We start from the raw sequence: 12924 nt of genomic DNA, 5'->3' as shown, positions 1-12924 counted from the left end.
CTAACTCTGTCGCAGATACTCCATCCTGCAATCCAGAGGCATTCCATGGATCTTCATCTGCGCGGCAAGCGCGTCCTGATCACCGGCGCATCCAAGGGCATCGGCGCAGCCGCCGCTGAAGCCTTCGCCGAGGAAGGCTGCGATCTCCGCCTCGCCGCACGTAACGTCGAGCAGATGCAGGCGCTGGCGGATCGGCTGCGATCCAGCCACCAGATCGATGTGGCCGTGCATGGCGTCGATCTCCGCAAGCCCGACGACCTCGCCGCACTGGCGGCTGCCGCCAGCGATATCGACATTCTCGTGAACAATGCCGGTGATATTCCCGGCGGATCGCTCGACAGGATCGACGAGCCGACCTGGCGTCATGCCTGGGATCTCAAGGTGTTCGGCTTCATCAATCTCACGCGACTGGTCTATGCCGACATGAAGGCCCGCGGCCATGGGGTGATCGTCAACGACATCGGCGCGGCCGGCGAGAAGTTCGACGCCAGCTATATCTGCGGCAGTGCCGGCAATGCGGCGCTGATGGCGTTTACGCGGGCGCTGGGCGGAAAGAGCCTGAAGGACAATATCCGCGTCGTCGGCATCAACCCGGGCCCCGTGGAAACCGAGCGCCACATCACGCTGATGAAGACCCGCGCCAAGGCACAGTTCGGTGACGAGAACCGGTTCCGGGAATTGCAGCAGGGCCTGCCACTCGGCCGCGCCGCGAAGCCGCGCGAGATCGCCGACTTGATGACATTCCTGGCGTCCGATCGTGCAGGCTACACGACCGGCGTGATCTATACGGTGGACGGCGGCTACAGCGCGGGATGGGGCAGCTAGTCGCTTTTCTTAACCTCGCCCCGCTTGCGGGGAGAGGTCGGAGCACGAACGGCAGCGCGTGATCCGGGTGAGGGGGAGCCAGCCAGTGTTTCACTCGCTGGCTGGCTCCCCCTCACCCGTCGCGGACTTCGTCCGCGCCACCCTCTCCCCGCAAGCGGGGCGAGGGAAAAAGCGCGCTAGCTCAGCGCGCCGGCATGCACCCACCACAGCGGGTAAGCGAGCTGGATGGCGCCGGCCGCACGCCGCGCGTCGGTATCGTTGTCGAACAGCGCAAAGCAGGTCGCGCCCGAACCCGACATGCGGGCCAACCGCACACCTTCAGCAGCGCGCAAGGCCGACAGCACCGTGTTGATCACAGGCTCGACCTTCAGTGCGGGCGCTTCAAGATCATTGGTTCCGGCATTGAGCGCATCGATCCATGCATCGAGTGAGCCGCCTTGATCCGGCCAGGTGGCGCGCTTCAACACATCCTTGACGCCTACACGCAGCTCGCCATTCTTCAGGTCGAGCTCCTTGAACACATCCTTGGTCGCCACCGGCACGCGCGGATTGACCATCACGCAAGGCAGACGCGGCAGGCTGAGCGGCAGCAGGTTTTCGCCTACGCCCGTCATCACGCAGGCCTGCGACTGCACGCAAACAGGCACATCGGCGCCGGTCAGGCGCGCCACTTCGAGCACGCGGGGATCGTCCATTTCGAGATTGTTGGCGCGGACCAGGAGGCGGAGCGCTGCGGCAGCATCCGCCGAACCGCCGCCAATGCCGGCGGCAACCGGCAAGTGCTTATCGAGCGCAAAACGCCCGAATGTGAGACCCTCGACACGCTCGCCGAGCAGCCGAGCGGCCTTGATGACGAGATTGTCGGCAGTATCACCGCATTCCTGCGCGCGCGGACCGGTAGCGGTCAGCGACAGATCGCCGCCGACATCCAGCGTCAGGCGATCAGCACAATCAGCAAAGGCCACGACGCTTTCGAGATCATGATAGCCGTCAGCCCTACGGCCGATGACGCGCAGGGTCAGATTGACCTTGGCGCGCGCATCCTCTTCGAGAACCGGGCGCATGGAGCCGGACTCGTTCGCAGACTTGCCCCCAACCATTGAATCAGCCGCCCTTGCCGTCTTCTTTTTTCTTGTCGTTTGACGCAGCCGACGACGATGGCTCGTCCGACAGACCGTTTTCCATCTTGGCTTCGATCTTCGGAATCTCTTCGGCTTCCGGCTTCAGATCCTTGGCGTGCTGCCACTGGAACTTGGCTTCCAGTTTGCGGCCGACGCGCCAATACGCATCGCCGAGATGGTCGTTGATGGTCGGATCTTCCGGCTTGAGATCGATGGCACGTTCAAGCTGCTTCACAGCATCGTCGTAATTGCCGATGCGGTAATAGGCCCAGCCGAGGGAGTCGACGATGTAGCCATCGTCCGGACGCTGATCGACGGCACGCTTGATCATCTTCATGGCGTCGTCGAGGTTGATGCCCTGGTCGATCCATGAATAACCGAGATAGTTCAGCACATGTGGCTGCTCGGGCTGCAATTCGAGTGCCTTGCGCATATCGACTTCAGCCTTGGCCCACTGTTTGGACCGCTCCAGGCAGATTCCCCGGAAGTAGTAATACACCCAGTTCGGCTTGTCCTGGTTCGCAGCGATGACGTCGATGCCCTTGGTATAGGTCTCGCTACAGTCAGCAAACTTCTTGCGACCACGCTCGATATTGCCGAGCGCCATGATGGCTTCGAGATCCTTCGGATCGTCGGCGACGACGCCCTTGAGAATCTTGATGCCTTCGTCGCTACGATCCGCCGCATCGAGATCGGTGGCCTGCTGGATCTGGGCGTTGCGCTTCAGCGCCGAATTGGCAGGCACGCGCTCATAGACCTTGATGGCCATCTGCGGCTTCTTCACCGACTCGTAGAGGTCGGCAAGCGACAGCAGCGCCAGCGAGTGATCCGGCTTGAGGAAAAGCGCGAGTTGCAGATAGACCAGCGCGAGATCCTCGCCGCCGCGGCGGGTCAGCGACGCACCGATGCCATAGAGCGCTTCGGCAGCGCCGGCCTGCGGGCTGTCCACCAGTGGCGCCAGCTTCTTGCCGGCCTTGGTCTCGCGGATGCCTTCCAGCACCAGCGGGTGACGGGCGAGCTTCTTGTTGAAGGTCTCGTAGATATTCAGCGCGGCGGCATCGTCCTTGTTGCGCGATGTCCAGCGGCCATAGGCATCGACTACGCGCAGCGCGGAATCGTCGAGCTTGTAGGCGCGCTCGAACCGGGCGCCCGCGTCCTTCTGCTTGTTGGCAAGATCGAGGATCAGGCCGGCATGCAGATCCTTGAATATCGGATACCATTCCGGACCGGCCAGCTTGTCGATATTGGCAATCGCCGTCTTGCTGTCACCGGCGCCATAGCCGGCCCAGGCCGACAGCAGCGTCGCCACGAGGTCGGTGATCGGGCCGCGCACCGACTGGTTGATGTTGGTTTGCGCAGCCGAATATTTCTTCAGCTTGAGATCGCGCACGCCCACGACGAGACGGGCAACGCGGTTCGACTTGTCGATGGTCAGGATGCGATCCGCGAGCTTCACGGCCTCGTCGATATCGCCATCGGCGAGCGAGGAGATGAAAGCGCGATCGAGCAGTTCGTTGTTCTTCGGATCGGTGCGCAGAGCGGAGCGGTAAAACGCCGCAGCTGAGGTGGCATCGCGCTCGACGCTGGCATGGCGGGCGGCGAGATAGCTGCCGGCGGTGGTGAGCGACTTCAGATCGCGGGAGGTGGGGAACTGGGCAGCGGAGCTGTCGCCGGCATGATCCGGGGTTTGCGCCAGCAGCTGGCCGGGCATCGCGAGAACGGCGACCGTGGCGGCAGCGAGCGTCAAACGATTGAAACGAATGGACAACATAGGGTTCGCCTAGCTCCAGGATTTACGGGCAGGATATCGAGCGGGACTGCGAGACAGGCTCGGATGCGCAGCCGACCCGGCAATAGCGCGCACGCCAACAATGCCGCGTTTGGCGGTCAATCGCAAGGATCGGGGGCCCGGTCACACCAGTGGCACCTTGAAGCCTGTCAGCAATTGGGGCCGCCGGATTGCGCCACTATCCCTGAAAACGCTCGCACTGTGGCGTTATCGTGACCTCAGGCCGGTGTGGCGGCCCGCCGACAGGCGTGGCCGCTCACACAATCGTAATCAGCCGTAGTCAGCACACCGCCAGTTACATCGCCTCGTAGTTCGGGCCGCCGCCACCTTCCGGCGGAACCCAGGTGATGTTGCCGTTGGGATCCTTCACGTCGCAGGTTTTGCAGTGGACGCAATTCTGCGCATTGATCTGGAATCGAACGCCGCTCGCCTCTTCCACCCACTCATAGACGCCTGCCGGGCAATAGCGATTCGACGGCCCTGCGAAGACGTCATGCTCCGACGACTTCTGCAGCGCCATGTCGGCAACCTTGAGATGGATCGGCTGGTCTTCCTCGTGGTTGGTGTTCGACAGGAACACCGAGGACAGGCGATCGAAGGTGATCTTGCCGTCCGGCTTCGGATAGACGATCGGCTGATACTGCTTGGCGGGCTTGAGCGTCTTGCGGTCCGGCTTCTCATGCTTCTGGGTGCCGAACAGCGAGAAGCCGAACGTGTTGCACCACATGTCGAAACCACCAAGCGCATTGCCCAGAAGGGTCCCGAATTTGGACCACAGCGGCTTGGCGTTGCGAACCGGATAAAGATCCTTGCCGATCGAGGACGAGCGCCAGCCGGTCTCGTATTCCATCAACTCGTCATTGGCGCGGCCTGCGGCCAGCGCGGCGGAGACGTGTTCGGCGGCCTGCATGCCGCTGGCCATGGCGTTATGCACGCCCTTGATGCGCGGCACGTTGACGAAACCCGCGGCGCAGCCGATCAGCGCGCCGCCCGGGAAGACCAGCTTCGGCACCGACTGGTAACCACCCTCGGTGATCGCACGCGAACCATAGGCCAGGCGCTTGCCACCCTCGAAGGTGTCGCGGATCAGCGGATGGGTCTTGAAGCGCTGGAATTCCTCGAACGGATAAAGATACGGATTTTCGTAGTTCAGATGCAGCACGAAGCCGACCGCGACGAGGTTATCGTCATAGTGATACAGGAACGTGCCGCCGCCGACGTCATTATCGAGCGGCCAGCCGAACGAGTGCTTCACCGTGCCCTTCCGGTGCTTGGCCGGATCGATCTGCCAGACTTCCTTGATACCGATGCCGAACTTGCCGGGCTCGCAATCCTTGTCGAGGGCGAACTTGGCGATAATCTGCTTGGTCAGCGAGCCACGCGCGCCTTCGGCAAACAGGGTGTACTTGCCCAGGAGTTCCATGCCGCGGGTGAATGAATCCTTCGGCTTGCCGTCGCGGCCGATGCCCATGTCGCCGGTGGCGATGCCACGCACCGCGCCGTTCTCGTCGTACAGTGTCTCGGCAGCCGCAAAGCCCGGATAGATTTCGACGCCCAGCGCTTCAGCCTTGGCGCCGAGCCAGCGGCAGACCATGCCGAGCGAGGTGATGTAGCAATGATGATTGTTCATCAGCGGCGGCATCAGGAAGTTCGGCAGCTTGAAGCCACCGGTCTTGGTCATGAAATAGAACTGGTCATCCTTGACCTGGGTTTTCAGCGGGCAGTCCGCATCCTCGCGCCAATCCGGGATCAGCTTGTCGAGATTGACGGGATCGATCACCGCGCCGGACAGGATATGCGCACCGACTTCGGAACCCTTTTCGACCACCACGACGGACAGGTCCGCATTGAGCTGTTTCAGCCGGATCGCAGCCGACAGGCCCGATGGCCCCGCGCCGACGATCACGACGTCAAATTCCATGGACTCACGCGGCGGTAGTTCTTCAGTGCTCATGATATTGATCTCAGACCCGTTTCCAACCCGATCAGAACGCTTCTAAGGGTGTTGTTTCCCATTTTTGAGGTAAGAACAACCACCGAAATGCACAGGGGCCGTTTCGCTGGGCGGCGATCCGGCCTAGATTGGTGGCATGCCTGTGATCCCCGGCCATGACGCCTGAGCCCCAGCCCCGTGTTGCGCAACTGCTCGCCTTCTATCTGGAGGCCGGGGTCGATTGCGCATTGATGGACGAGCCGGTGAACCGGCTGTCCGACGACCTGCCGGTGCCTGCCCGGGAGCTGTCCGATGCCGGGCCGAAGCGGCCGCCGCTGACCGGCATGCCCCCTCCGCCGCCGCGCCCACCTGCCCGCGTCGAGGTCGCCCCCGACGTGGCGATTGCTGCCGCCCGCGATGCCGCCCGCACCGCACCCTCGCTCGAGGTACTGCGTGGCATGCTGGAGACATTCGACGGCTGCGCGCTGAAATCGACCGCGACCCAACTGGTGTTTGCCGACGGTAATCCACAGGCACGGATCATGTTTGTCGGCGAGGCGCCGGGCCGCGACGAGGACATCGAAGGCCGGCCCTTCGTCGGCCGCTCCGGCAAATTGCTCGATCTGATGATGGGGGCGATCGGGCTGAAGCGCACCGACGTCTATATTGCCAATGTCATTCCGTGGCGGCCTCCGGGCAACCGCACACCGACGCCGCAGGAAACGCAGATCTGCCTGCCGTTCATCCGGCGCCAGATCGAACTGGTGAATCCGGACATCCTCGTCACGCTCGGCAATCCGTCGACACAGACACTGCTGCAGACCCGCGACGGTATCATGAAGTCCAGGGGACGCTGGGTCGACTACGACACCGGCACACGCAAGATCAAGGCGCTGGCGACGTTCCACCCCGCTTATCTGCTACGCTCGCCATCCTACAAGCGCATGACCTGGATGGATCTGCGCTCGATCGCCAAGGCGCTGGAAGCACCGTCGGGGAAATAGGCCCAGTCCTCATCCCAGCCTAAACCTCAGTGGGTTTAGGCGAGATAAGCCAAGCAACTCATGGTTCGAGACGGCGCAAGAGGCGCCCCCTCACCATGGGGACCTGACTAAAGGGTCTTCGGCCGCACGATCGCCCAGCCGATCCGCAACACGGGTTGCCGGCCGTTCACCAGACGCTCGAAGGCGCGCGGCACTTCGGGCACGAGATCGGGAAAGCGCTGCGCGATCTCGGCAGGCGGTGTGCCCACCGTATCCGCCGCGCGCCACACGACGACACCGCCGCTCTCGGCGAACTTCGCTGGCGTGATCCATGGCGTGCGCGAAGGCACGGCATCATTCAGCAGATGCGGCCGTGACGCGCTCATGCCGATCAATGCGGCGAGTTGCGCATCGCCCGCGACCGCCGACAGTGGACGATTGGTGCGACGCTCGAAACTCTCACCGAAGAAGCGCCCGATCTCGCGTGCGGGAAGCGCTGTGACATCTTCGCGACCATCGACCCAAGGCAGAATCACGAGGCTTGCGAAAGCTGCCAGTGCCGGAGCGATAATCGCAAAGGCCCAAACCTTGCGCAGGATCCGCTGCCGCCGCAACGCAATCAGGTCCCCCGACGCCACGACGATGGCGAGACCCGACATGACCAGAGCGATGCCGGCACCGCCGACCACGCGATCGAGGCCGTAGAGGGCCGCAAACAAGCTGCCGAGCAGGCCCGGCGCGAGCGCAAAGAAAAACACATAGCCACGCGCCAGCGGATCGACCGGCGGGCGGAAGATGATCGGAGCTTCCTCGCTCTTCGGAACGATACGACCCCAGTTCATCGCCGTGAGCACGATTGCGCCGGTCGTTGACGCGAGCAGCCAGGCCATCAGCACGCCCCACTGCCGTGCTTTGCCGGCAAGATCATCCAGTTGGGGAAGGGCTGGCAAGACCGGTGCACCGGCCCGGATAACCCACATCGCCCATGGCAATGTCAGTACCGCGATAACCAGCAGCGCATAGAGTGGGTCGAACGACGTCAGGTTACGCCGGCCGCGCGATGTCGCCAGACCGAAGACGAGCGGCAGCGGCAGCAGCCACATGGCATGGGGCGTCGTCAGCAACAGCAGACCTGCCTCGATGGACAGCGCGAACCAGGCATTGCGTCGGCCCTGCCCGATCGCCAGCCACGCATGCAGCAGGAACATCGCCCAGAGCGGACGCGCGAGAATCAGCGGGCTGAACTCGATGCCGGGCGTGCTGAAAGCCGTAACAGTCATCGTCAGCAGCACGGCGATCACGGCCTGCGGGCCGCCAACGATAGTCCTGCCCAGCTGATAGACCGCACGGAAGGTGAGGACGGCGCAGATTTGCGCCAGCACATAGACACCGAAGACGTGATTGCCGGCGGCCCGGAACGCGATGTCCGCCAGCCAGAACGCCAGCGGCGGACCCAGATGGGTGCCGACCTGATATTCCCGGCCATAGGCCAAGACAGTGGCGAGATCGCCGGGCGGACCGCGATAGAGCAGCAGGGGGACAAACAGCCAGATCGCCGCCTGACACAGCACGACGATCCAGAACACCAGCCGCGGCCGGGCGCGGATCAGTTCGACGATCAGGGAGGTGAAACGCATTGAACGTCTGAACCGGCCAGCAGGGAATGAAGCGTGCTCAGGTGATACGGCGCGGAGCCGGGAGAGGCAACCGCCTGTCGGCTCAGGCAGATATCTCGATATCGATGGTAGTATGGACCTCGATCAGGCCTGCAGCACGGGCGCCAGCCTGATGCCGCGCACGCGCCGCAGCAACGGGCGCGAACAGGCTGCGGTGATGAATGCTGGGCCCCAGTTCATTCAGCGCGGCCATATGCTGCGGCACGCCATAACCCTTGTGCACCTCGAAACCGTAGCCCGGGCAATCCTCGGCAAGCCGGCACATCAGCCGGTCGCGCGAGACTTTTGCGATGATCGAGGCTGCTGCGATGGACAAGACCAGTGCGTCGCCACCAATGACGGCCTCGCAATCGGCCACCGTATCGATCCTGTCGCGGCCATCGACGAACACATGCTTCGGCGCATCCGGCAGCGACGCGACTGCGCGGGCCAGCGCCCATAGCGAGGCCCGCAGGATATTGTCGCGGTCGATCCGGGCGGGTGACGCATAGGCAACGGCAAATGACGAGGTGGCGCAGATTTCCTCGAACAGCGCCTCGCGCTTGCTCTCTGTCAGCTTCTTGGAATCATCGAGTCCCCTGGGGATGTTGTTCGGGTCGAGGATGACCGCCGCCGCCACCACCGGGCCGGCCAGCGGACCACGGCCGGCCTCATCGCAGCCCGCCACCGGCCAGATGCCTTTCTTGAGCAACGCGCGCTCGCGCGTGAAGCTCGGCGCTACTGCTATCTTGCGCGGCTTGGCCGGCGCTTTCTTCTCATCCCGAATCATCGGGGGATCGTGCTGAAGCAGCTCTCGGGGTGCAACCGGGAACTCAGGATCATGCCCGCTATTCAGGTCGGGCCTTCAATCGTCCAGATGCACCCGCCGGTCGTCGCCGACCTCGATACCTGGGGCCACAACTACATCCCAGGCGTGTCCGTCCGGATCGGCAAAGTAGCCTGAATAGCCGCCGTAGTCGGTCTTGCGCGCCGGCTTCAGCAGCGATCCGCCACAATCGACGGCGAAAGCGAGGACCGCATCGACCTCGTCTTCCGAGCGACAATTCCACGCCAGCGTACTGCCGCGAAACGCCTGCGGCCTGGGATGGTCAGGCAATGTCGCATCCTGCGCCAGTTGCTCCCACGGAAACAACGCGAGAACGCTGGCGCCGGTGTCGAAAAAGGCGATGGCGTCGCCAGAGGCACGGGCCTTTCGCGTAAAGCCCAGCGCTTCGTAGAAGGCAATGCTCCTGCGCATATCCGCGACGCCCAGCGTGATCACCGTCATGCGCGCGATCGGCGCGGGTGGTTTCTTCGTTGTCATGCGCGTCACTCCTAGACTCACTCTATAGATCGAAAAGAGGGACGCTGGCAGGCTCTGGTTTCCTGCCAACGTCCCCTCTCCACCACTCCGTATGCTGCGAGACCTGCGGAGTTAGAACAGATTCAATTGCTTCCCGGCACCGGCCGGCTTCTCGAAATGATCGAGGGTCAATTTCGAACGACGCTTGTTGAGACCAAGCTTCGTGCAGGCTATCTCGAAGCGGCGGCCAATCATCCAGGCCATCGGTCCGGTGCCCTTCATGCGGGTGCCCCATTGCGAGTCGTAATCGCGGCCACCGCGCATTTCGCGGATCAGCGTGAAAACATGCCGATAGCGGTCCGGATAATTCGCGATCAGCCACTCGCGAAACAGGTCGCGCACTTCCATCGGCAGCCGCAGCAACACGTAGCTGGCTTCCTTGACGCCGGCATGAGCGGCGGCATCGAGAATGCGCTCGATCTCGCTGTCATTCAGTGCGGGGATCACCGGCGCCACCATCACCGTGGTCGGAATGCCAGCCTCGGATAGCTGCCGCAAAGCTTCCAGCCGCTTCGACGGCGTCGACGCGCGTGGCTCCATGGTGCGCGCGAGTTTCGCATCGAGCGACGTCACCGACAGCGCCACCTTGACCAGATTGCGCTTCGCCATCCGCGCCAGAATATCGATATCGCGGGTCACCAAAGCCGACTTGGTGACGATGCCGACGGGATGACCGGCCTTCTCCAGCACTTCGAGAATGCCGCGCATCACCTGACGCTCGCGCTCGATCGGCTGATACGGATCGGTATTGGTGCCGATCGCAATCATCTTCGGCTCGTATTCGGCGGCCGCCAGCTCCTTCTCGAGCAGCGCCGGCGCATCGGGCTTCACGAACAGCTTCGACTCGAAATCCAGCCCCGGCGAGAGGCCGAGATAGGCGTGGGTCGGCCGGGCGAAACAATAGACGCAACCATGCTCGCAGCCGCGATAGGGATTGATCGAACGGTCGAAGCCGATATCCGGCGACTCGTTACGTGTGATGACCTTGCGCGCCGTGTCAGTGGCAACCACGGTCTTGAATGGCGGAAGCTCGTCTAGGCTCTGCCAGCCATCGTCGAAGGCGACCCGGGCCTCGGCCTCGTAACGCCCGCTGTCGTTGGACTGGGCGCCGCGACCCCGTCGCCGCTGCTTGTCGATCGCCACCGCGATCTCCGGAAAAGGGGAAAGCGCACCCGCCGGTTTATCGGAGGGCGCCGGGACCGGCGGGTGCTTGAGGGCAGCGATCTGGCGACTCATGAAGCCACGATAGCGCAGATAAGGAACAAATCAAGAACATAAATGGGGATGGCGCACAGGGCAGGCACTGTGCATTCTCCGACCGCCCTTTGGACTACCGCTTAGGCTTGCCCCAAATTGCCGCGGCTGACAGTGCTGCGTAGAGTATGACGAAATGATAACGCAGTTGGGTGCTTGTTAGAGGTATCAACCCGAAATCCATGCTGAGCGTGATTATCCCCACCGAAGGCATCGAACAGCCCGCTGTTGCGACACTGGCAGCGCTGGTGCCGGGCGCGGCTGCCGGTGTGATCCGCGAAGTGCTGCTGGTCGATCGTGCCGGCACCGATGTCATCGAACGCGTCGCCGATGTCGCTGGCTGCGGCTTCCTGACCTCGCAGGGCTCGCGCGCTGCGGCAATGGCCGCCGGCGCCAAGCAGGCGCGTTCGCCGTGGCTGATGTTCCTGCATGCGGGTGCCGTGCTCGATGCCGGCTGGATCGAGGAGACCCAGCAATTCATCCAGCGCGTCTCGACCAGCAATCGCCCCCGCGCGGGCATTTTCCGCTATGCGCGCTCACCCTATGATGAGCCCGGATTTGGCGATGGCCTGAAACACATGATCCGCGTGATCACTGGCCCCAAGGCCGATCAGGGACTCTTGATCGCACGCGACCATTACGACCGGCTTGGCGGCTACGCCCCCGATGCCCGGCGCTCCGAGGCCCGGCTGCTGCGTCAACTCGGGCGGTCGTCACGCACCCTGCTGCGCAGTCGGATCATCGTCGCCTGACCATGGCAGCGGTGTTACGCGATCTCCAGCCCGGCGATATCGACTGGGTCATCCGCAGCCACGGCGAACTCTATGCGAGTGAATACGGATTCGACGCGTCCTTCAAAGCGCTGGTGGCTGACATCGCCGCAGAATTCGTCGCATCATGCGATCCTGCGTGGGAGCGATGCTGGATCGCCGAGAAGGATGGCGCGCCCGTCGGCTCGCTGTTTCTCGTGAAGGCATCCGACGACGTCGCCAAGTTTCGGCTCTTGCTGATCGATCCCAAGGCGCGCGGACAAAAGCTCGGCCTGCGCATGGTGACGGAAGCCATCGCCTTTGCGCGGCAATGCGGTTATCGCAGGATCACCCTGTGGACCCAGAGCAATCTCGGCGCCGCGCGAAAAATCTATCAGGATGCCGGCTTCGCGTTGGTCGCCACCGAGCCGCATCGCAGTTTCGGGCAGGATCTGATCGGCGAGACCTGGGACCTCGACTTGCAGGATGGGTAGAGCGCAGCGCGCCGAAGCGAAACCCATCAATCAAGTGCCGCAGGCGATGGGTTTCGCGAAGACGCTCTACCCATCCTACACATCAGGCCGACGCACCCTTCGCTTTCGGGCGTCGCAGATGCTCGTCCAGCCGCGGCATGATCTCGACGAAATTGCACGGCCGCGTGCGGTAATCCAGTTGCGCCGCGAGAATGCCGTCCCAGCCGTCGCGGCAGGCGCCGGGCGAGCCCGGCAGGCAGAAGATGAACGTCGCACCTGCCGTGCCTGCCGTAGCCCGGCTCTGGATCGTCGAGGTGCCGATCTTGGCGTGGCTCAGCATGTGAAATGCAATCGAGAAGCCATCCATGCGCTTCTCGAACAGAGGCTCGATGGCTTCCGGCGTGACGTCGCGGCCGGTGAATCCCGTGCCGCCGGTCGTGATGATGGCGTCCACGCCGGGATCGGCAATCCATGCGCGCACGATCGTCCGGATCGCCTCGACATCGTCCGTGACGATCTCACGCTTCGCCAGCGTGTGACCGGCCGATGTCAGCCGATCGGCCAACGTCGCGCCGGACTTGTCGTCCTCGAGCGAGCGCGTATCGGAGATGGTCAGTACCGCAATGTTGAGCGGCACAAAGGCCTTGGTCGTATCCGGCTCCATCGTCGCTACAGCCGATCTGTTGCAAATGTATTGCAGGCCTGCACGGTGCCCTGCTGATAGCCGGTCATGAACCAGCGCTTGCGCTGTTCGGCCGAGCCGTGGGTGAACGAATCCG

12 protein-coding genes and 1 pseudogene are annotated in these 12924 nt (G+C 63.2%); 4 read left to right on the top strand and 9 right to left on the bottom strand.

What is annotated here, in order from left to right; all coding sequences use genetic code 11:
- Nucleotides 1-45: 45 nt before the first annotated feature.
- On the top strand, nucleotides 46-825 hold the full coding sequence (locus ACEK02_RS11450) for an SDR family oxidoreductase (protein ID WP_371421827.1): 780 nt from the start codon (nucleotides 46-48) through the stop codon (nucleotides 823-825).
- Nucleotides 826-1001: 176 nt separating this feature from the next.
- On the opposite strand, the gene ACEK02_RS11445 is transcribed toward ACEK02_RS11450, so the two are convergent.
- From ACEK02_RS11445 to ACEK02_RS11435, 3 genes are all read right to left on the bottom strand, one after another.
- The gene (locus ACEK02_RS11445) at nucleotides 1002-1889 is read right to left on the bottom strand and encodes a 4-(cytidine 5'-diphospho)-2-C-methyl-D-erythritol kinase (RefSeq protein WP_371421826.1); all 888 of its coding nucleotides are present in this window, start codon (nucleotides 1887-1889) and stop codon (nucleotides 1002-1004) included.
- 40 nt (nucleotides 1890-1929) lie between these two features.
- Nucleotides 1930-3717: a tetratricopeptide repeat protein gene (locus ACEK02_RS11440; RefSeq protein ID WP_371421825.1), complete on the bottom strand. Its 1788-nt coding sequence runs from the start codon at nucleotides 3715-3717 to the stop codon at nucleotides 1930-1932.
- A gap of 313 nt (nucleotides 3718-4030) precedes the next feature.
- Entirely contained in the window at nucleotides 4031-5689 is a 1659-nt protein-coding gene (locus tag ACEK02_RS11435; protein ID WP_371421824.1) for an electron transfer flavoprotein-ubiquinone oxidoreductase, read from the bottom strand.
- Between the two features lie 155 nt (nucleotides 5690-5844).
- On the opposite strand from ACEK02_RS11435, the gene ACEK02_RS11430 reads away from it, so the two are divergent.
- Complete coding sequence (locus ACEK02_RS11430; protein WP_371421823.1) at nucleotides 5845-6672, top strand: uracil-DNA glycosylase family protein; 828 nt, start codon at nucleotides 5845-5847, stop codon at nucleotides 6670-6672.
- A gap of 107 nt (nucleotides 6673-6779) precedes the next feature.
- Here the strand turns inward: ACEK02_RS11430 and ACEK02_RS11425 are convergent, their stop codons facing one another.
- The 4 genes from ACEK02_RS11425 to ACEK02_RS11410 all read right to left on the bottom strand — a co-directional run bounded on the left by ACEK02_RS11425 (nucleotide 6780) and on the right by ACEK02_RS11410 (nucleotide 10905).
- The gene (locus ACEK02_RS11425) at nucleotides 6780-8288 is read right to left on the bottom strand and encodes a glycosyltransferase family 39 protein (RefSeq protein ID WP_371421822.1); all 1509 of its coding nucleotides are present in this window, start codon (nucleotides 8286-8288) and stop codon (nucleotides 6780-6782) included.
- A gap of 82 nt (nucleotides 8289-8370) precedes the next feature.
- Nucleotides 8371-9096 (bottom strand): ribonuclease HII, encoded by a 726-nt coding sequence (locus ACEK02_RS11420; RefSeq protein ID WP_371421821.1) that lies wholly within the window; start codon nucleotides 9094-9096, stop codon nucleotides 8371-8373.
- A gap of 75 nt (nucleotides 9097-9171) precedes the next feature.
- Entirely contained in the window at nucleotides 9172-9630 is a 459-nt protein-coding gene (locus ACEK02_RS11415; RefSeq protein ID WP_371421820.1) for a VOC family protein, read from the bottom strand.
- 111 nt (nucleotides 9631-9741) lie between these two features.
- A complete protein-coding gene (locus ACEK02_RS11410; protein ID WP_371421819.1) occupies nucleotides 9742-10905 on the bottom strand; it encodes a PA0069 family radical SAM protein in 1164 nt (387 codons plus the stop codon).
- A gap of 200 nt (nucleotides 10906-11105) precedes the next feature.
- Between ACEK02_RS11410 and ACEK02_RS11405 the strand changes: the two genes are divergently transcribed.
- On the top strand, nucleotides 11106-11675 hold the full coding sequence (locus ACEK02_RS11405; RefSeq protein ID WP_371421818.1) for a glycosyl transferase: 570 nt from the start codon (nucleotides 11106-11108) through the stop codon (nucleotides 11673-11675).
- Nucleotides 11676-11686: 11 nt separating this feature from the next.
- Nucleotides 11687-12166: pseudogene (locus ACEK02_RS11400) on the top strand (GNAT family N-acetyltransferase); the annotation flags it as partial.
- Between the two features lie 82 nt (nucleotides 12167-12248).
- Here the strand turns inward: ACEK02_RS11400 and moaB are convergent.
- Nucleotides 12249-12809, bottom strand: a complete 561-nt coding sequence (moaB, locus tag ACEK02_RS11395) for a molybdenum cofactor biosynthesis protein B (RefSeq protein WP_371421817.1) — start codon at nucleotides 12807-12809, stop codon at nucleotides 12249-12251.
- A 5-nt stretch (nucleotides 12810-12814) separates the two neighbouring features.
- A partial coding sequence (locus ACEK02_RS11390; protein ID WP_371421900.1) for a neutral zinc metallopeptidase occupies nucleotides 12815-12924 on the bottom strand: 110 nt, incomplete at its 5' end.

Origin of the sequence: Tardiphaga sp. (genome assembly GCF_041424195.1) — a bacterium.
Taxonomy (GTDB): Bacteria; Pseudomonadota; Alphaproteobacteria; order Rhizobiales; family Xanthobacteraceae; genus Tardiphaga.
The sequence above is the reverse complement of the archived record's forward strand: the minus strand, read 5'-3'. Positions and strand labels throughout refer to the sequence as shown.